Raw genomic sequence first — 19702 nt, 5'->3', positions numbered from 1 at the left:
ACGCGGCATCCCGCGCCAGGTTACTTCTTCTTGTCGCCGCCGGCAGGCGCCTTCGCACCTGCCGCGGGAGCACCTGCCGCAGGCGCAGCCGCCGCAGCGCCAGCCGCCGGAGCGGCACCCGCCGCAGGCGTAGCAGCAGCCGTGGTACCGGCCGCCGCGGCAGCCGCAGCCGCCTTCTGTTCTTCGGCGTAGCCGGACGGCGGCACGATGGTCACCAGCGTCACGTCTTCGCGCACCAGCGACTTCACACCGGCGGGCAACTTGATGTCGGACAAATGCAGCGAGTAGCTGATTTCCAGACCGCCGACGTCGGCCTCGACATATTGCGGAATGTTATCGACCGAGCATTCCAGATCGATGGTGTGGGTGACGATGTTGACGGTGCCGCCGCGCTTCACGCCCGGCGCCGTTTCCGCATTCTGGATGCGCAGGGGAACGCTGACGCGGATGGTTGCGCCTTCGCCGAGCCGCATGAAATCGACATGGAGCGGAAAATCGCGCACCGGATCGAGATGGAAGTCGCGCGGGATCACGCGGTGCTTCTTGCCCTCGAGATCGATGTCATAAATCGTGGTGAGAAACCGCCCCGCCAGGATGCGCTGGCGCAGTTCGGCATCGTCGACCGAGATGGTCACGGGGGGCTGGTTGTTGCCATAGATCACTCCGGGCACTCTCCCGGCGCGACGCTCTGCCCGTGCGGCCCCCTTGCCGCCTGCCGGACGTGCGGTCGCCTTCAATTCCTTGACGGTCGCCATCTGCTTAAGTCCTTGTTTTTAAAAAGTTAAAGGCCGCATCGCGGCCCGGTTGCGGTCCGCAGCAAGCCTCCAGGGGTGCGGGGGCTGCGGACGTGGCGGGGTTCTAGCCCTAAAGTCCCGAAATGACAAGGAAATGCAGGGATTTTTCTGTCCCCCGGTTCCCGACGCCCAAAACGCCCGGGTCCCTCTGAGCACCGCCCGGTTACGCACATCTCAAGGCTTTGCTTTCTGCGGATAGATGGTTTGGCCTGCGCTCAGCATCGTGACGAATTTCTCGATGCGCGCCATTCGGGTCTCGGGCTTTTTGGCATCGTGGATCCGGTAAAGGATCGCGTAGCGATTGGTACGATCGAGGATTTCGAAAAAGCTTTTTGCCTTCTTATTTTTCGCCAGGGCGGCGCGAAGATCATCAGGCACCTGCGCCGTGCTTTGCGGCGCGTAGGCGGCATCCCAGCGTCCGTCCCTTTTGGCGCGTTCGATCTCGTTCAATCCCCCAGGTTGCATGCGTTTCAACTCGACAAGCTGAAGCGCCCGGAGGCGGTTTTTCTCGGACCATTTGCTGGTGGCTTGACGCGGCGTGAAGCGGATCAGCCAATAGTCGTCGTCGAAACTGTCGAGTTGGCCGTCGATCCAGCCATGACAGAGCGCCGTATCGATCGCCTCCCCCTTTGAGACGCTGGCTATCCCCGAAGACTTCTTTGCCAGTTTCAGCCACAGACCCTTCGACTCAGCTGGCTGCGATGCCAGCCATGCGTCCCACGCCTGGTGCGATTTGAAAGCAATGACCGGCAGCTCGCGCTTAGCTTTTCCCATCCGGGCGCGAAGCCAATCAGCCGTCCGTCTTCAGGCCGCCGTTGTCCGGCGCGGACGGGGAAACGCCGAGCTTGGCCTCCAGCACACTGATGCGCGCCTTCAGCGCCTCGTTTTCCTCGCGCGCCAGCCGCGCCATGTCCTTGACCGCCTCGAACTCCTCGCGCTTGACGATATCGAGGTCGCGCAGGATTTTTTCGGCCTGATTGCGGACCACGGTATCGACTTCGCGCTTGACGCCCTGGGCGGCGCCCGCGGCGTCATTCATCAGTCGCCCGATCTCGTCGAAAAACCGATTGCTGGTCTGGGTCATCCTGGAAATCTCCGGTCGGCTGCGCACTGATCTGCAAATCAGACAATGGCAATCCCGACGGCGCGGTTCAAGGCCGATCTCACTGTGCAAGTAGCCTTGTCATGCCCTAGTTTCCTTGCAATCGTATCGAACCCCGCGCAAGCAAAAAACCTGAAAGCCGGAAACGGAAAGAAACGTCCGATGATCGAACAGCAGATCGAGATTCCCACCAAAGATGGCCATACCACCACCTTCATCACCCATCCCGAACGCGACGGCCCACACCCGGTCATCATCTTTTACATGGACGCGCCGGCGATCCGCGAGGAACTACGCGACATGGCGCGCCGGCTGGGCACGTCGGGCTACTACGTCATGCTGCCGAACCTGTACTACCGCTCGGGCGTCATGGAGCTGGGGCCGTTGCCGGCCGATCCGGAAGCGCCGGAGCGCAAGCGCATGTTCCAGCTGATGGCCTCGATCGACATTCCCCTGATCATGGAGGACACCCGCGCTTTGCTCGCCTATGCCGACGGCCAGGCCGCCGCGCGCAACGACATTGTGGGTACTGTTGGTTATTGCATGAGCGGGCGATACGCGATCAACGCGGCGACGCATTTTCCGCAGCGCGTGAAGGCGGCGGCATCGATCTACGGCACGCATCTGGCGACCGACCAGCCCGACAGTCCGCATCTGGCCGGCCGAAAGACCAGGGCCGAACTCTACTTCGGCTGCGCGGAGACTGACATTTACGCGCCGATGGAGACGATTGAGAAAGTAAGACAGTCGATGAAAGACGACGGCGCCAATGCCGAGGTCGAGATCTATCCCGGCACGCATCACGGCTTCGCCTTTCCGAAGCGGCCAGTCTACGACAAGACGGCGGCCGAGCGGCACTGGGAACGCCTGCTGGCGCTTTATCGCCGCAATCTCTGGTCGCAAGCCGCGGGGCAGTAATGAGACTGCTCGCCTTTTCGGACATCCATAACAACCTCGTGGCTGTCCGGAAATTGCGAGATTCGGAGAAAAACTCCTTCGACGCGATAGTTGTTGCCGGAGATATCGGCAATGAAAGCGCCGCCGACTTCTTCAAGATCCTCGCGACGTTCGATTGTCCCGTCCTGTACGTGTACGGAAACTGGGATAACACGCTAGCTTACGAATCTTCCTTTGAACCCGGCTGCCGGCTGATACATTCGAACGTGATCACGATCGGCAACATCCATTTCACCGGTTTCAGCGGCTGCCCAACAGATTGGGGCAAAAATCCAATCGCTCGAAAATTATATCGCCGAGTCGAATCCGATAACAAGACTGTGGGTGACGCTCTCGGGAATGCACCCAGGGCCGCGCATCAAATTCGGCGGACCAAGGCTTATCAAAAATACCTGTCGCAACTTCAAGCAGCAAGAAGTGAGATACTGAAATTGAACAGGGAAAGCGTCGCGAAGGCTGTACGGAGCGCGGGGGTCGATCCTCGTCGATGCGTGGTCGTAACTCATCAACGTATTGTCAGGTTGAATGAAGCACTTCCTGAGGCACTGCTGCATGTTTTCGGCCACCTTCACACGTTCTCCGAACACACCTTCAAGATGACAAGATATGTCGACGTGGCGGCGCTCGACCGCCCTGTTTCCGCACGGCCGCGCACCAAACAGAAATGGGGAAAAGAGGATTGCCGAAACTTCAATGCGGGGAACTACGCCACCATCGAGATCGACTCGTCGCAAGCAGTAAAGATATCTTGCGTAAATCTGCCGCACGACTATTGGGATTGGATTCCACTGGAAGATCGTCGGTATAATGGAATCGAGTGGATTCCGGAGGAAGCTAGATGGACGAAAGCATCGGACTGGCCATTGGCGTCGCGAAGCACAAGGATAGCTAAACCACATGTTCCGCTGTGAACTTCGCTGATGCCCTTCCTCACCATCGCCTTTCCGGTCTTCGATCCGATCGCCATTTCGATCGGGCCGATCGCGATCCGCTGGTATGCGCTGGCCTATATCGGCGGCATCGTACTGGGGTGGATCTACGCACGCTCGCTGATCAAGAACGAGAAGCTATGGGGCGGGCCGGCGCCGATCACACTGCCGCAAATGGACGATTTTATTCTCTGGGTGACGCTCGGCATCATCCTCGGCGGCCGGACCGGTTACGTGCTGTTCTACAATCTCGGATTCTTCATCCAGCATCCCGCCGAAATCTTCGAATTGTGGAAGGGCGGCATGTCATTTCATGGCGGCTTCCTCGGTTGCGTCGCCGCGGTGATCTTGTTCTGCCGCAAGCACGACCTTCCGATCCTGTCGCTCGGCGATATCACCACCGCCGTCGCGCCGATCGGGCTGTTTCTCGGGCGGCTGGCGAATTTCATCAACAGCGAGCTGTGGGGCCGGCCGGCGGACTTAAGCGTGCCCTGGGCGATGGTATTTCCCAACGGTGGACCGCTGCCGCGCCATCCGAGCCAGCTTTACGAGGCGGGGCTTGAGGGAATCCTGCTGTTTGCGATTCTCGCGGTGATGATTCGGATGGGCGCCTTGAAGCGGCCGGGCCTGATCCTCGGCAGCTTCATCGCGATTTACGGGTTTGCGCGCATCGTCGGTGAGTTCTTCCGCGAACCCGACTCGCAGCTCGGATTTTTGTGGGGCGGCTTGACCATGGGTATGCTGCTGTCGGTGCCGATGATCATTGCAGGAGCGATCATTATTGTGCTGGCTTGGCGCAGGACGCCGAACCAGTTGGCGAATCCCACTGAGGGCAGGCCGTGACCGAGTATTCGCCGCTCCAGTCCGAGCTCCAGAAGCTGATCAAGTCGTCCGGGCCGATGCCGGTTTGGCGTTACATGGCGCTGTGCCTCACGCATCCCAAGCACGGCTACTATGTTTCGCGCGATCCGCTGGGACGCGAGGGCGATTTTACCACTGCGCCCGAAGTGAGCCAGATGTTCGGCGAGTTGCTCGGGTTGTGGACGGCATCGGTATGGAAGGCGATCGGTTCGCCGCCCGGGCTGCGGCTGATCGAACTCGGACCCGGCCGCGGCACCATGATGGCGGATGCGCTGCGCGCGCTGCGGGTGCTGCCGCCGCTCTTTCAGTCGCTCAGCATCCACCTGGTCGAGATCAATCCGGTGCTGCGCGAGCGGCAGAAGGCGATGTTGTCGGGCGTGCGCAACATCGAGTGGCACGACAGCATCGACGACGTGCCAGACGGCCCCTCGGTCATTCTCGCCAACGAGTATTTCGACGTGCTGCCGGTTCATCAGGTGGTGAAAGGCGAGACCGGCTGGCACGAGCGCGTGGTGGAGCTCGACGCCGATGGCATGCTGGTGTTCGGCGCGGCTGCCGAGCCGATGCCGCGTTTTGAGGTCCTGCTGCCGCCGCCGGTGCGCGCCGCCCCGGTTGGCGCCGTGTTCGAGTGGCGGCCCGACGCAGAGATCATGAAGATCGCAACCCGCGTCCGCGATCAGGATGGTGCGGCGCTGATCATCGACTACGGACACCTGCGCAGCGACGCCGGCGATACCTTGCAGGCCATCGCTCGCCACAGCTTCGCCGACCCGTTAAGAAATCCCGGCCAGGCCGACGTTACCGCCCATGTAGATTTTCAGGCGCTGGTGCGCGCCGCCGAGAATGTCGGCGCCCGCGCCCATGGCCCGGTGTCGCAGGGCGATTTCCTGCAACGCCTCGGCATCGAAACCCGCGCGGCGACATTAATGGCCAAGGCCACGCCTGAGGTTTCCGAAGATATTTCGGACGCGCTGAAACGGCTGATCGGCGGCGGCCGCGACGGCATGGGCTCGATGTTCAAGGTGCTCGCGGTCTCCGAACCTCAGCTTACCTCGCTGGCGGGCTTTGCCGGCGAAAGGCAGGAAGCCAGGGACGGGCCTTCATGACGCTCGGATCGCCGCTGCTCTCGGCCATTCCCGGGCTGCGTCACGCTTTCTTCACGCGCGACGGCGGCGTGTCCGACGGCATTTACGCCAGCCTTAATGGCGGCATCGGCTCGAACGACGATCCTGCCAAGGTCGCGGAAAATCGCCGCCGGATGGCCGAGCAGCTGGGCGTTACGGCTGAGTATTTCCTCAGCGTACGCCAAACCCATTCGCCCGACGTCGTGGTGGCGACCGGGCCGTGGCCAGGGGCGTCGCGACCGCTGGCGGACGCTATCGTCACGCGCAGCAAAGGCCTCGCTATTGGCGCCAGCGCGGCCGACTGCGGACCGATCCTGTTGGTCGATCCGAACGCGCAGGTGATCGGTGCGGCCCATGCCGGCTGGAAGGGTGCGCTGACAGGCATTCTGGAATCCACCGTCGAGGCGATGGAAAAGCTAGGCGCCGAACGCAGCGGCATCGTCGCCGCGATCGGCCCCTTGATCAGGCAGCACAGTTACGAAGTGGGTCACGAATTCGTCGAGCGATTCATGCAGGCCGACGCTGACAACGCCGTGTACTTCATTCCTTCGGCGCGCGAGGGCCATGCGATGTTCGATCTCGCCGGTTTCATCCGGATGCGGCTCGAAAACGCCGGCGTGTTGATGATCGACGACACCGGCGTCGACACCTATTCCGATGAGCGCTTCTACAGCTATCGCCGCTCGGTCCATCGCAAAGAGCCGGACTATGGTCGCCACATTCATGGGATCGTTCTTGAGGCCTAAACCTCGGCGGAAGTGTCTCAACTTGAATGAAAATTATAGCCGCGCGCTGACGGCTTCCTCAATCCTGATCGCCCTTTATGCGGCCCCTGCCCTAGACCTTAACGGATTTTAACGATATCGCTCGGGACGATGAGGGGCACATCAGGAATTCCATTCGGGGCCAGCCGGACTGCGCCGCGCACCGCTGTCGCGGCGTTGCTGCTTGCGATCGCCTGCGGACTCGGCGGCTGCGCCAGCGGTGGGGCGGCAAGCGGCTCTTTTGCGATGGCCAGCGGCGGTTCTACCGTCGCTTTCGAATCAATCGACGGCCCGCCGCCGCAGGTGTTCGATCGAATGGTCGATGTGCTGGACAGCGAGTCCAAACTGCGCAACCTGTCGATTGTATCCCGCGCAGGCGCGGCGTCGTATCGCGTGCGAAGCTATCTCGCCGCCCAGGTCAGCCGCGGCCGCACCACCATTGCATGGGTATGGGACGTCTATGACCGCGACCAGCAGCGCGCGCTGCGGCTTAGCGGCGAGGAGCCGGCCGGCAAGGCCGGACGCGACGCGTGGACCGCAGCCGACGATCTGGTGCTGCGGAAAATCGCGCAAGCCGGCTTCAACGGCCTCAGCGGCATGATCAACGGAACGGCACCCGATGCGCCGGCGCCTGCGCCGGACAGACCCGGCCCGGCGGTCGCAGGCGCCGAACAGGCATCGCCCGATTCGGCTGCATTCAGTGTCAGCGCGCTTGGCTACAGCGCCCGTTAACAAAATAGTCCGCGCACGGGTTTTTGCGCAGGAAAACCGGGCAGGACGGCTTGCCAGCCGCGCCGCCTCCTTGATATCACCTCGGTCGTCAAAACGCGCCGATTTTATGGGTATCCCGATATGCTGAACATTGTCTCCAGCAAGGCGCGGGGAGAAGCGTCGATGTCGGCGAAGAACGGCTCGATCAAGCTCGTGGCCGGCAACTCCAATCCTGCCCTGGCGCAGGAAATCGCCAACTGGCTGCACCTTCCTCCGACCAAGGCGATCGTCCGCCGTTTTGCGGACATGGAGATCTTCGTCGAAATTCAGGAAAACGTCCGCGGCTCGGACGTCTTCGTCATCCAGTCGACGTCGTATCCGGCCAACGACCATCTGATGGAATTGCTGATCATCGCCGACGCGCTGCGCCGGGCTTCCGCGCGGCGTATCACGGCGGTGGTGCCCTATTTCGGCTATGCCCGGCAGGACCGCAAGGTTGGTTCGCGCTCGCCGATCTCCGCCAAGCTCGTGGCCAACCTGATCACCCGCGCCGGTGTCGACCGCGTCTTGACCCTCGACCTGCATGCCGGACAGATTCAGGGTTTCTTCGATATTCCGACCGACAACCTCTACGCATCGCCGGTCATGGTGCGCGATATCAGGGCACGCTTCGACCTCGCCAACGTCATGGTGGTATCGCCCGATGTCGGCGGCGTGGTGCGCGCGCGGGGTCTCGCCAAGCGCATCAACGCACCGCTGGCGATCATCGACAAGCGCCGCGAGCGCGCCGGCGAATCCGAGGTCATGAACGTGATCGGAGACGTTGCCGGATATACCTGCATCCTGATTGACGACATTGTGGATTCCGGCGGCACGCTCGTGAACGCCGCCGATGCGCTGCTCGCCAACGGCGCCAAGGAAGTCTACGCCTACATCTCCCACGGCGTGCTGTCCGGTGGCGCCGCGGCCCGCATCGCCGGCTCAAAGCTGAAGGAACTGGTCATCACCGATTCGATCCAGCCGACGGAGGCGGTTCGCAAAGCGGCCAATATCCGTACGCTGTCGATCGCGGCCCTGATCGGGGAAGCGATCGGCCGCACCGCTTCGGAAGAGTCGGTGTCAAGTTTGTTCGATTAGAACGCGACCGTCTCCACGTCATTGCGAGCCAACGGGTCGCGCGGATGGGCGCCCGATGACAGGCTCCGCGAAGCAATCCAGTAGCAGCGCAGCAAACGAAGGCTGGATTGCTTCGTCGCTTGCGCTCCTCGCAATGACGGCCTTCAAAACTTAGACCCTCCCCGCTCCACGCTGTCCCCGCCGTCGCTCGACCGTAATCTCCGCCAGGATCGACATCGCGATTTCCTCCGGCGTGATCGCGCCGAGATCGAGACCGGCCGGCGCCTTGATGCGATCGACGGCTGACGCTTCGATGCCTTCCGCGATCAGCTTCTCGCGAAGCGCCGCCATCTTGCGGCGGCTCCCGACGAACGCGTGATATGCGGCGCCGGTCGATACCGCCGTGCGCAATGCAGCCTCGTCACCCCTTCCTTGCGTCGAAACCACGATAAAGCGTCTCGCCTCATTGAGCCGGCCGAGCTGATAGCCATCGATCAGCATGTCCGCGTCGGGAGCGGCCGGCAGGTCGGCGGCCGGTGCGGCAACCGTGACGTGGTAACCGAGCTGCCGCGCCTGGGTGGCGAGCGACAGCGCGACCGGGCTGACGCCGAGAATGACCAGCGAGGGATGCGGCAGCACAGGTTCGACAAATATGTCCATGGTGCCCTTGCTCGGGCACATGTTCTGTGCAAAGCGCACGCCGTCGCGGTTCTCGCCGGGCTTGACGCCGAGTTCGGCGAGAAGATTTTCCGGCTGCACCGAGACCATGCGCGGCTCGCCATCGGCGAGCGCTTCGCGCGCAGCTTTGAGCACCGCGCCGCGGGCGCAGCCACCGCCGATCCAGCCCGCCACGATCGTCCCATCGGGGCGGATGATCGCCTTGGCGCCGGCCTTGGCCGCGGTCACCGATACCGTGCGCACCACCGTGGCGAGAACAAAGGTTTCCTCGGCGGCCTTGAGCTGGGCCACCAGATCCATCACTTCAACATGCCCTGACATCGGCGCCTCCCTCAGAGCTTCGCCAGATAGGGTTCAAGCTCAGTCAGGCTTTTCAGCGTATTGGCGGGCGCGTAGAGATCGACATAGGGCAGCGCGGCCTTGATGCCCGCAGCCTCGGGCGCATAGCCCCGCCACGCCATCATCGGATTGAGCCAGACGATGCGGCGGCAGCGCTTAGCCAGCGCCGCCATCTCGCGGCCGAGCAGCGCGGCGTCGCCGGTCTCGTACCCGTCGGACACGATCATAACACAGCTGCGCGAATGGAGCACGCGCGCGGCGTGCCAGCGGTTGAAGGTCTGCAGGCTTTCGCCGATTTTTGTGCCGCCACCCGCGCCCTGCGCCATGATCGACAAACGATCGAGCGCACGCGCCGGATCCTTTTCCTTCATAGCGTCGGACACGTAAGCGAGCCTTGTATGGAACAGGAACGCTTCCGCTTCGCGAAATTCATCCAGCACGCCATGGATGAAGCGCAAGAATACGCCGGTATACATGCTCATCGAGCCGGATGCGTCGAGCAGCATCACCAGACGCAGCGGCTTTTCCTTGCGCTGCCGCTTCACAAGGCTGATCGGCACGCCGCCATGGCTGATGTTACTGTGGATGGTACGGCGCAGGTCGAGCCGGTAGCCGCGCCGCCGCGCCAGATCGCGACGGGTCAGCCGCGTGCGCATGGTTTTCGCGAGCCGCGCCGCCACGTTGTGGGCCTCTTCGATCTGCTCGGGATCCGCCATCTTGCGGAAATCGATCTCGGCGAGATTGTCGGCGCGGGAAGCGCCTTCCATGCGGCCTTCGCCGGCGCGCGCCTCGGGCGCATCGTCGGCCGATGGAATCTGGTCCGTTGCGGCGTCGCCACCGGTGCGTTCGGACCTTTTGTCCTGCAGGCTTTTCAGCGATGGGCTGTTGGCCGCCTTCACTGAACCCATGGTCATCGATCGCGATTTTACGCGCCTGCCGAGCCAGAACGCGTCGAACAGCCCATCGAATTTGTCCCAGTCGGATTTCCGCGCCGAGAACAGGTGCTTGAACGCCGAGCGCAACAGACCGGGCCGCTCGATATAGCCCGCCGCCATCAGAACAGCGGCATCCCGGCCTTCGTGCAGACCGACGGGGAAACCGTTGTCGCGCAAGGTTCGGAGAAACGCGGCGAGCCTCGCCGAGACGAGGCGGCAAACCTCGTCGAGTTCATCGTAGGCCGGATTGGTGCCGCAACAACTCATGCGACTTTCCCCAGCAGGCGTTCTGATATCTCGCGCGTCAGGCGCGATTTGTCTTCATGCGTCTTGAGAAGGCACATCAGGGTTTCGTGAACGGTCTCGGGGACGTCGTGCAGGTCGCGCACGCCGAGCCCGACCAGTGCCGCCGCCCAGTCCAGCGTCTCCGCGACACCGGGGACCTTGCGAAGCTCTTCCTTGCGGACGTTTTCGACCATGCGCGCGATCTGCAGCGACAGTGACGCACCGGCGCCAGTGATCCGCGCCATGATGATGCGCGCCTCGCGATCCACATCGGGATAATCCACATAGTGATAGAGGCAGCGGCGGCGCAGCGCGTCGGAAAGTTCGCGGGTGCCGTTCGACGTCAGGATTACATGCGGAATGGTGGTTGCGGTAATCGTCCCCAGTTCGGGGATCGAAACCTGAAAGTCGGACAACAGTTCGAGCAGGAACGCCTCGAACTCGTCGTCGGCGCGATCGATCTCGTCGATCAGCAGCACCGGCGGTGTGCGGCGGCGGATCGCGGCCAGCAGTGGCCGCTCCAGCAGATACTTTTCCGAGAAAATCTGATCCTCGATGGTATCAGCCTTGTCGCCGCGATGCGCCTGGATCGCCAGCAACTGCCGCTGGTAATTCCATTCATAGAGCGCGGCCGATTGATCGAGGCCCTCGTAGCACTGCAGGCGGATCAGTTCGGTCGCGTGCGCGGCGGCCAGCGCCTTGGCGACCTCGGTCTTGCCGACGCCTGCCTCGCCTTCAAGCAGCAGCGGGCGCTTGAGCAATTGCATCAGCGAGATCGCGGTCGCAAGCTCGCTGTCGGCGATATAGCCGGAGGCGGCCAGGGCTTGCGCGATCTCCTCGCGGGTTTTCATTGCCGGAGCATTATCTGCCGTCATTGCGAGGAGCGAAGCGACGAAGCAATCCAGCTTCTCTTTCTCAAAAAAGCTGGATTGCTTCGCTTCGCTCGCAATGACGATTTGGGCACCTTCCATCGCATTACGCAAACACTCCCAAATTCTTCGCCGCCCGCCAGTTACGCCAGTAGTCGTGCGGCATCTGGATGTGGGTCGAGCCCAGGAACGAGAAGGCGTCGTTGACGGCGTTGGAAAACGCCGGCACGCCGCCCACATTCGGGCTCTCGCCGACGCCCTTGGCGCCTATCGGGTGATGTGGCGACGGCGTCACGGTGAAATCGGTTTCCCAATGCGGCGTCTCCACCGCAGTCGGCATGAAGAAATCCATGAACGAGCCGGTCACCACGTTGCCGGTGTCGTCGTAACGGATCTCCTGACCCATCGCGATCGCGAAGGCTTCGGTCAGTCCGCCATGCACCTGTCCCTCGATGATCATCGGGTTGATGCGGGTGCCGCAATCGTCCAGCGCGTAGAAGCGGCGAACCTTGTAGACCCCGGTATCGACGTCGATGTTCATCACGCAGATATAGGCGCCGAACGGGTAGGTCATATTGGGCGGATCGTAATAGCTCACGGCCTCCAGGCCCGGTTCCATGCCCGGGGGTACCGAGTTGTAGGCCGCCCAGCAGATGTCTTTCATCGACATGGATTTCTCCGGCAGCCCTTTGACCCGGAAACCGTCGATATCCCATTCGAGGTCGCCCTCGTGCACCTCAAGCTTGTAGGCGGCGATCATCTGCGCCTTGGCCTTGATCTTGCGCGCGGCCATCGCGATCGCCGCCCCCGCTACCGGCGTCGAACGCGACCCGTAGGTGCCAAGCCCGTAGGGCGCGGTATCGGTGTTTCCTTCCTCGACCATGATATCGCTGGCGGGAATGCCGATCTCGGTGGCGATGATCTGGGCCCAGGTCGTCTCGTGACCCTGGCCCTGGCTCTTGGAGCCGACCCGGGCGATGCCGGCGCCGGTCGGGTGCATGCGGATTTCGCAGGAATCGAACATCGCGATCCCCAGAATGTCGCAATTCTTCGACGGACCGGCGCCAACGATCTCGGTAAAGAACGACACGCCGATGCCCATGATCTCGCGGGTCTCGCCGCGATTGAACGCCGCGCGTTGCGCCGCCTGCTCCTTGCGCAGGCCGGCGTAGTCGACCGACTCCATCATCTTGCGCATGGCGGTGGCATAATCGCCGGAATCGTATTCCCACCCCAACGCGGAGTGATACGGGAATTGCTCCGGCTTGATGAAATTCTTGAGCCGCAACTCGGCCGGATCCATTCCGAGCTTCTGGGCGAGAATGTCCATCCCACGCTCGATGCAATAGGCCGCCTCCGTCACCCGGAACGAGCAGCGATAGGCGACGCCGCCCGGCGCCTTGTTGGTGTAGATGCCGTCTACCGAAAGATGCGCGACGGGGAAGTCGTAGGAGCCGGTGACGATGTTGAAGAAGCCGGCCGGCCATTTCGACGGATCGGCGCAGGCGTCGAATGCGCCGTGATCGGCCAGCACATGGACGCGCAAACCATTGACCTTGCCCTCTTTGGTCGACGCGATTTCGGTCGTCATGTGGTAGTCGCGCGCAAAGGAAGTCGCGGTCAGGTTTTCGATGCGGTCTTCGACCCATTTTACGGGTTTTCCGGTGACGATCGAAGCCACGGCGGCACAAATGTAACCGGGATAGGCGCCGACCTTGTTACCGAAGCCGCCGCCGATATCGGGCGAGATCACGTGGATCTTGTGTTCCGGAATCTTGGCGATCAGCGCCACCACGGTGCGGATCACATGCGGCGCCTGGAAAGTGCCCCAGATCGTCAACTCGCCCTTGATCTTGTCGAACGAGCACACGCACTGGCAGGTCTCCAGCGGTGACGGGTGCGTGCGATGATAGGAGATCATCTCCTTGACCGTGACCTCCGCCTTGCGGAAGGCGGCGTCGGTAAGGTCCTTGTCGCCGACGGTCCATTCGAAGACGTGATTGTGATGCTTGCGCGGTCCGTGCGCACCCGTGGTTTTGCCGGCGAGATCCTCACGCAACACCGGGGCGTCCGCGTCCATGGCCTTGAACGGATCGATCACGACCGGGAGCGGCTCGTATTCGACCTGGACCTTGTTGATGCCGTCATCGGCGGCGTAGCGATCAGTGGCGACCACGAAGGCCACTTCCTGGTTCTGGAACAGCACCTTGCCGTCGGCCAAAACCATCTGCACGTCGCCGGCCAGCGTCGGCATCCAGGCCAGATTGACGGTTTTCAGCGTTTCGGCCGTGATCACCGCGAGCACGCCGGGCACTTTCAGCGCCTCGTCGGAGTTGATCGATTTGACGCGCGCATGAGCGTGGGGCGAGCGGACGAAATCGCCATGCAGCATGCCCGGCAGCTTCAGGTCGTCGACATAGTTGCCCTTGCCTTGCGTGAAGCGGATGTCTTCGACGCGCTTGCGCTTGCAACCCATGCCTTCGAGATTGGCTTCGCGTTGTTCCCGCGTGGGAGTCATGTCGTTCATTCCGCAGCCTCCTGGAATTCGACGCCATTGATCTTGGCGGCGGCGTACTGGATTGCCCTGACGATGTTCTGATAGCCGGTGCAACGGCAGATATTGCCGGAGATGCCCATCCGGATTTCGGCCTCGCTCGGCGACGGGTTCTCCTTCAAGAGCCGCTGCGCGCGCAGGATCATGCCCGGCGTACAGAAGCCGCATTGCAAGCCGTGCATCATGCGGAAGCCTTCCTGCAACGCCGACAACGAGCCGTCGGCATTTGCGACCCCCTCGATGGTGATGATCTCGGAGCCCGCGGCCTGCACCGCGAACATGGTGCAGCTTTTCACCGACATGCCGTCGAGATCGACGGTACAGGCGCCGCAATGCGTGGTCTCGCAGCCGATATGGGTGCCGGTGAGTTGAAGGTTTTCGCGGATGAAGTGCACCAGCAGCGTGCGCGGTTCAACGAGGCCTTCGATCTCGGCGCCGTTCACCTTCATGGTCACATGGGTCTTTGCCATTTTTGATCCCCTTCTCAGCTTGCGCGGCCGGCGGCGCGGGTCAGCGCCCGCGTCACCATGATGCCGCCGACATGCTTGCGGTATTCGACCGGTCCGCGGGCATCGGCGGCCGGCGACATGATCGCCTCCGCCGCCGCGGCGGCCTTTTTGAGCGTCGCCTCATCGAGGCTGGTTCCGATCACGCACCGAGCCGCCTCCGCCGCGAGCAGCGGCGTTTCGTGCAGATTGGTGAGGCCGATCGCGCAGCCAGCGACCTTGCCGCCGGACATGGTGAGGACGACCGCGGCGGCGGCGGTGGCATAGTCGCCGACCTTGCGCTTTAATTTTTCATAGGCGTAGCCGTGACCGGCGGCCGGTGCGGGAATTGAAATCGAGGTCAGGATTTCGCCGGGCTCGAGTGCGGTGAAATAAGCGCCCTGATAGAATTCGGAAGCCGCGACGTCGCGCGCGCCCGCGGTCCCTTCGAGCCGGTAGCTTGCGCCCAATGTCAGCATCAGCGCCGGCATGTCATTGCCGGGATCGCCATTGGCGACATTTCCGCCGATCGTACCGCGGTAGCGCACCTGCGGATCGGCGATCAGCAGCACGGTTTCGTGCAGCATCGGCAGCGATTTCGCGATCTCGTCCGAAGCCAGCAGCTCGTGCTGGGTGGTCATAGCGCCGATCACGATGCGATTACCGTCGCGGCGGATGCCCTTCAGTCCGTCGATGCCATGCAGATCGACCAGATGTTCGGGTGTGGCGAGCCGAAGCTTCATCATCGGGACCAGACTGTGGCCGCCGGCAAGCGGGCGAGCTTCGTCGCCCAATGTCGAGAGCAATTTGACCGCGTCGGCCAATGTCGCAGGCCGGTGATAGCTGAATGGGCCAGGAATCATCGTCGCCTCCATCCATCTTTCGGCGCTTTGGCGCGTATTCGCGCAGGGCGCAGACATTGCGGCGCAAGCTGTTCCCGGAATTTTTCGCGCGCAAGGCAGGGACGGGCGCCGGGTCACGGGCGCTGAAAATTCGCACGAAATACGGATTGGCGCGCACGAAATGCGTCAGCCTTCGCGACCTAATCCGACACTGGTGGGTCTACGCATGACGCCTTGCGAGACCAAGGCGCGCCTTGACCTCGGCGATCTTGGCGCGGCTCACGGGAACGCGATGCGGCGACGGACCATCGAGCTCGATCACCGCGCCGTCACCTTCCTTGCGAACGAAGGTGACATGCGGGATCGCGACGATATGGCTGCGGTGAACCCGGACGAATAGGCCGGGGTCGAGCTGCGCTTCGGCCTCCGAGATCGACCACGGGCACATCCGTTCGCGGGTGCCGTCATGAACTCTCGTGTAATGGGCGTCGGCCCTGACGCTCCGTATATCGGCGGCATCAATAAAATGTGTCCCGTCGGCGCCCTCAACTGGAAGCCGGGGCGCGGGCGCGGCGCGGGGCTGACCGAGGCCGCCGAGCGGCGCCGACATCAGCCGGGGAGATGCAACCGCGGGTTCGCGAAATGAAGCGGGCAGGTTTGCAACGGCCGTTACCGGTACCGGATCGACCGGTTCTGTGACCGCCGTCGTCGATTGCCGGCGCGAATCCGGGACCAGGGACAACAGGAAGCCCGCCGCAATCACAAAGCAAAGCAGTGTGACGACCAGCGCGAGGATCTGCTGCGACGCAGCCAGCCCTCCGGCATGGTGGTGCGACGCGGCCGAGAGCGGAACAAAATGCATGCCGTACATGGCGGTATAGTGCATTCCCGATACCGCGACACCGAATGCGACCGCGCTGACGACCAACTGCACGCCGTCATGCCGGGCGAGGAACACACGCAAGCCGCCATAGGCTGTGACGATCGCAATCAATGTCGACAGCAGGATCATCGGAGTGTCGTGCTTGACCGCAAAATTGCCGGCCAGGCCGTGAATGCCGACATAGTGCATGCTCGCGATCCCGGCTCCGAGCAGCACCGCGGAGGAAGCGACGAGCCGCAGCGAAGGTTCGCCAATGCTGACGAAATACAGCGATATGCCGACAACCAGCGCGCAGATCAGGAACGATATGATCGTGGGAAGGACGAGATAGACCGTCTCCGCCGGTATCGGCGCGGCCAGCATGCCGATGAAATGCATGGTCCAGATGCCGACAGCCAGGAATGCCGCCGCGCCGGCGAGCAGCAGGCGACGGCTCACGCCGGGCTTCTCGCGGATGCGTGCCGCGAGGCTGAAGCCGGTGTAACCACCCAGGATCGCGATCACCACCGAGAGCGCGACGAGATAGGGATCGTGTCCTTCGAACATGACCGTCTCGGCCGCCCGTCTCCACGGGCGTACCTCCTCCCGCCGCCGAGTTTATAGGCGCGGCGGCGGAAATGACAATCGACCCGTTTCGGACTTGCCTTGCTTACACAATCCCCGCCGCGACCTGACCGCGCAGCCGTTCGAGACTGAGCAGCGTGTTGGCGCAGGCTTCCGCGACCTCGACGCCCTTGATTGCAAAATGTTTGCGGAAGAAATCGAAATGCACGGCGCTCTCGTGAAATTGCTGCGGCGTCAGCACCGCGGAAAACACCGGCACCTCGGTGCGCAGTTGCACATCCATCAGCGCCTTGATCACGGTGTCGGCGACGAATTCATGGCGGTAGATGCCGCCATCGACCACGAGCCCGGCCGCGACGATAGCGGTATAGCGCCGGGTCTTGGCGAGCAGTTGCGCGTGCAGCGGGATTTCGAACGAACCCGGCACCTCGAACAGATCGATATGCGCGCGCGCGATATTGCGCGCCTCGATCTCTTCGAGGAATGAGATGCGGCATTCCTCGACCACCTCGCGATGCCAGGAGGACTGCACGAAGGCAACCCGCTGGGGTTTTGCGAATCGCGGATGCACGCGGACCGGTGGAAGATCGGCAATTTCCGGGGAGTGTTTTACTTCGGAAGCATCTTTTACTTCGGGAGAGTCTTGCAACATCTGATTCATGGCTTTCCTCTTTCAGGACCAGAATCAGGGCATACGGAACGACGCGCCGCGCGAAATGCGGCTGTCGCGACCGTTCTCTTTCATCCGGACTTTAACCGTCGGCTTCGGAATCGCACCGAATCTGCTGACCCTTCCTCAAGGCGAGGAAGGCGCTCGCGGGCTTGGGCTACGTCACCCTTACCGCCGGTGGGGACTTTCACCCCGCCCTGAGAACATCGGCCGCCCGGTATGAGCAGCCTGACGCGAATTATGACGAACGGCGGCGGCACCAGCAAGAGCTTCGCCGCGGCGAATTCGCATGTCCCCATGCCTCCAGCGCGAAACTCCGGGCGAGACTTCGGGCGAGTTGGCTTTTTCGAAAATTAACGATTAAGGCGAGCCGATCGGACTCGCGAGGAGCGAATTCGGTGCACCGGACTCGGCCCGCGCGAATCCGATTCCGGTTTGTTCTCCTGGCAATCATTAACGCGCGCGAAGAGCTGTGGACGAGCGCCGCATTGGCTGTGGATGGACTCCAGGTGCGGTTGCGCGGATTCCGCAAATCACATCACTTGATCCCGGCAAGCTCCGGGCCATCAGGGGATTGCAGTTGGCAGCGACGCGTCATGTCAGCGAGTGTCGGCCCGCTGCGTGGGTATCAACCATCGTATCTGAAATTACAAAAGCAAGGTCGAGACGGCATGTCCCTCCTCGAAAGCACTATTGATTCTCGGAACAATCCGCTCGCGGTGGTCGAGGACATTGCCGCCGATAACAACTGGTCGTTCGAACGCTCCGGCGAAGACGAGGTGACGATCGTCTCCAAGGGAGACTGGACCGATTACCAGCTGTCCTTCACCTGGATGACCGAGATCGAGGCCCTGCATCTGGCCTGCGCCTTCGACATGAAAATTCCACCGCCGCGCCGCGCCGAAGTGCAGCGGCTGATCGCCGCGATCAACGAGCAATTGTGGATCGGGCATTTCGATATATGGACCCACACCGGGATGATCATGTACCGGCAAGCGCTGGTGCTGCCCGGCGGCATCACCGCTTCGACCGCGCAATGCGAGAGCATGCTGGTCGGCGCCATTCATGCCTGCGAACGTTATTATCCGGCGTTCCAGTTCGTGGTGTGGGCCGGCAAGAGCGCGCCTGAGGCCATGAGTGCGGCGATGTTCGATACCGAGGGTGAGGCGTAGTCGCTGCAGCGCTTCAGCAAACTCGATGTCGTCCCTGCGAACGCAGGGACCCATACCCCGCGGCCTTGAAGTTTTTGCCGAGGCGCTTGTGACCTGTCCTCTGCTTCACTAGAAACAGTGGTGGTTGTGGGTCCCTGCGTTCGCAGGGACGACATGAGTGATTGTGGTGACAACATTGAACTCGACGAACCCCCTAAAGGAAATCAAAGGCACCATCGTGCTCGCCGGCGCGGGGAAGATGGGCGGCGCGATGCTGTCGGGCTGGCTGGCCCAGGGGCTAGACCCAAAGCACGTTGCGGTGATCGAGCCGCATTCCTCCGATGAAATCAGCGGGCTGGTGGCGAGAGGCATTCAACTTAATCCATTGCCGAAAGAGATCGGCGCCGTCGCCACCCTGGTGATCGCGCTGAAGCCGCAGATGTTCCGCGAAGCCGGCCCGAAGCTGAAATCTTTCGCCGGATCGTCCACGCTGGTGGTTTCGATCATGGCGGGCACGACCATCGCATCTCTCCAGGAGGTCTGCGGCGGCAGCGTGGTGCGGGCCATGCCCAATACGCCAGCGGCGATCGGCCGCGGCATCACGGTGGCGGTAGCGGCCAAGAATGTCAGCGCAGAACAGCGCGCGGTTGCGAATGCGCTGCTGCGCGCCACCGGTTCGGTCGAGTGGGTCGATGATGAGACACTGATGGACGCGGTGACCGCGGTCTCCGGCTCCGGTCCGGCCTACATTTTTCTGCTCGCCGAGGAACTCGCGCGCGCCGGCGTCGAAGCCGGCCTGCCGCAAGACCTTGCGACCAGGCTGGCGCGCGAAACCGTCGCCGGATCCGGCGAATTGCTGTACCGCTCCGAGCTTCCCTCCGCCACGCTGCGCCAGAACGTCACCTCGCCCGGCGGCACCACGGCCGCGGCGCTGGAGGTGCTGATGGGACCGGACGGCATGCAGTCGCTGCTGACCCGCGCGGTTGCCGCGGCGACGCTGCGTTCGAAGGAGCTGGCGAAGTAGTTTTGTTCGGACCTCATCCTGAGGACCGCGAAGCGGCGTCTCGAAGGATGGACGCGAGGACGGTG

At 62.6% G+C, this 19702-nt stretch carries 20 protein-coding genes and 1 riboswitch; of the genes, 9 read left to right on the top strand and 11 right to left on the bottom strand.

What is annotated here, in order from left to right; translation table 11 throughout:
- Nucleotides 1-20: 20 nt before the first annotated feature.
- From N554_RS0110135 to N554_RS0110125, 3 genes are all read right to left on the bottom strand, one after another.
- Nucleotides 21-755 carry a 50S ribosomal protein L25/general stress protein Ctc gene (locus tag N554_RS0110135; protein WP_029583369.1) on the bottom strand — a complete coding sequence of 245 codons (735 nt, stop codon included), beginning with the start codon at nt 753-755 and terminating at the stop codon, nt 21-23.
- 213 nt (nt 756-968) lie between these two features.
- Complete coding sequence (locus N554_RS0110130) at nt 969-1568, bottom strand: YdeI/OmpD-associated family protein (RefSeq protein WP_029583368.1); 600 nt, start codon at nt 1566-1568, stop codon at nt 969-971.
- Between the two features lie 16 nt (nt 1569-1584).
- Nucleotides 1585-1878, bottom strand: a complete 294-nt coding sequence (locus tag N554_RS0110125; RefSeq protein ID WP_029583367.1) for an accessory factor UbiK family protein — start codon at nt 1876-1878, stop codon at nt 1585-1587.
- Nucleotides 1879-2058: 180 nt separating this feature from the next.
- Here N554_RS0110125 and N554_RS0110120 point away from each other — a divergent pair, with 180 nt between their 5' ends.
- The 7 genes from N554_RS0110120 (at nt 2059) to N554_RS0110090 (ending at nt 8379) form a co-directional block, all read left to right on the top strand.
- Nucleotides 2059-2814: a dienelactone hydrolase family protein gene (locus tag N554_RS0110120; RefSeq protein WP_029583366.1), complete on the top strand. Its 756-nt coding sequence runs from the start codon at nt 2059-2061 to the stop codon at nt 2812-2814.
- Nucleotides 2814-3764, top strand: a complete 951-nt coding sequence (locus tag N554_RS37290) for a metallophosphoesterase family protein (RefSeq protein WP_029583365.1) — start codon at nt 2814-2816, stop codon at nt 3762-3764. The genes N554_RS0110120 and N554_RS37290 overlap by 1 nt, the downstream gene beginning before the upstream one ends.
- A 9-nt stretch (nt 3765-3773) precedes the next feature.
- Entirely contained in the window at nt 3774-4625 is an 852-nt protein-coding gene (lgt, locus tag N554_RS0110110; RefSeq protein WP_029583364.1) for a prolipoprotein diacylglyceryl transferase, read from the top strand.
- On the top strand, nt 4622-5749 hold the full coding sequence (locus tag N554_RS0110105; RefSeq protein ID WP_029583363.1) for a class I SAM-dependent methyltransferase: 1128 nt from the start codon (nt 4622-4624) through the stop codon (nt 5747-5749). The genes lgt and N554_RS0110105 overlap by 4 nt, the downstream gene beginning before the upstream one ends.
- On the top strand, nt 5746-6513 hold the full coding sequence (gene pgeF / locus N554_RS0110100) for a peptidoglycan editing factor PgeF (protein ID WP_029583362.1): 768 nt from the start codon (nt 5746-5748) through the stop codon (nt 6511-6513). The genes N554_RS0110105 and pgeF overlap by 4 nt, the downstream gene beginning before the upstream one ends.
- A gap of 129 nt (nt 6514-6642) precedes the next feature.
- Entirely contained in the window at nt 6643-7263 is a 621-nt protein-coding gene (locus tag N554_RS0110095) for a hypothetical protein (RefSeq protein WP_029583361.1), read from the top strand.
- A gap of 162 nt (nt 7264-7425) precedes the next feature.
- Nucleotides 7426-8379 (top strand): ribose-phosphate pyrophosphokinase, encoded by a 954-nt coding sequence (locus tag N554_RS0110090; protein WP_029583360.1) that lies wholly within the window; start codon nt 7426-7428, stop codon nt 8377-8379.
- 150 nt (nt 8380-8529) lie between these two features.
- On the opposite strand, the gene N554_RS0110085 is transcribed toward N554_RS0110090, so the two are convergent.
- The 8 genes from N554_RS0110085 to N554_RS0110050 form a co-directional block, all read right to left on the bottom strand.
- Nucleotides 8530-9357 (bottom strand): XdhC family protein, encoded by an 828-nt coding sequence (locus N554_RS0110085; RefSeq protein ID WP_029583359.1) that lies wholly within the window; start codon nt 9355-9357, stop codon nt 8530-8532.
- 11 nt (nt 9358-9368) lie between these two features.
- Nucleotides 9369-10577: a vWA domain-containing protein gene (locus tag N554_RS0110080; RefSeq protein WP_029583358.1), complete on the bottom strand. Its 1209-nt coding sequence runs from the start codon at nt 10575-10577 to the stop codon at nt 9369-9371.
- On the bottom strand, nt 10574-11446 hold the full coding sequence (locus N554_RS0110075; protein WP_029583357.1) for an AAA family ATPase: 873 nt from the start codon (nt 11444-11446) through the stop codon (nt 10574-10576). Before N554_RS0110075 ends, N554_RS0110080 begins: the two co-directional genes overlap by 4 nt.
- A gap of 124 nt (nt 11447-11570) precedes the next feature.
- Entirely contained in the window at nt 11571-13991 is a 2421-nt protein-coding gene (locus tag N554_RS0110070) for an aerobic carbon-monoxide dehydrogenase large subunit (RefSeq protein WP_029583356.1), read from the bottom strand.
- Nucleotides 13988-14488, bottom strand: coding sequence for a (2Fe-2S)-binding protein (locus N554_RS0110065; RefSeq protein ID WP_029583355.1), 501 nt, complete (start codon nt 14486-14488; stop codon nt 13988-13990). The genes N554_RS0110070 and N554_RS0110065 overlap by 4 nt, the downstream gene beginning before the upstream one ends.
- A gap of 14 nt (nt 14489-14502) precedes the next feature.
- On the bottom strand, nt 14503-15366 hold the full coding sequence (locus N554_RS0110060) for an FAD binding domain-containing protein (protein ID WP_029583354.1): 864 nt from the start codon (nt 15364-15366) through the stop codon (nt 14503-14505).
- A 199-nt stretch (nt 15367-15565) separates the two neighbouring features.
- Nucleotides 15566-16774: an MHYT domain-containing protein gene (locus N554_RS0110055; RefSeq protein ID WP_029583353.1), complete on the bottom strand. Its 1209-nt coding sequence runs from the start codon at nt 16772-16774 to the stop codon at nt 15566-15568.
- A gap of 103 nt (nt 16775-16877) precedes the next feature.
- Nucleotides 16878-17453 carry a 6,7-dimethyl-8-ribityllumazine synthase gene (locus N554_RS0110050; protein WP_029583352.1) on the bottom strand — a complete coding sequence of 192 codons (576 nt, stop codon included), beginning with the start codon at nt 17451-17453 and terminating at the stop codon, nt 16878-16880.
- Between the two features lie 68 nt (nt 17454-17521).
- Nucleotides 17522-17671: riboswitch (FMN riboswitch) on the bottom strand.
- A gap of 462 nt (nt 17672-18133) precedes the next feature.
- On the opposite strand from N554_RS0110050, the gene N554_RS0110045 reads away from it, so the two are divergent.
- Nucleotides 18134-18634: a type III secretion system chaperone family protein gene (locus tag N554_RS0110045; RefSeq protein WP_029583351.1), complete on the top strand. Its 501-nt coding sequence runs from the start codon at nt 18134-18136 to the stop codon at nt 18632-18634.
- A gap of 175 nt (nt 18635-18809) precedes the next feature.
- On the top strand, nt 18810-19637 hold the full coding sequence (proC, locus tag N554_RS0110040; RefSeq protein ID WP_371259473.1) for a pyrroline-5-carboxylate reductase: 828 nt from the start codon (nt 18810-18812) through the stop codon (nt 19635-19637).
- The last annotated feature ends 65 nt before the right edge of the window (nt 19638-19702 follow it).

The organism is Bradyrhizobium sp. URHD0069 (assembly GCF_000701345.1).
Lineage (GTDB): Bacteria > Pseudomonadota > Alphaproteobacteria > Rhizobiales > Xanthobacteraceae > Bradyrhizobium.
Note: the sequence above shows the minus strand (reverse complement) of the source record. Positions and strands in the feature narration are given on the sequence as shown.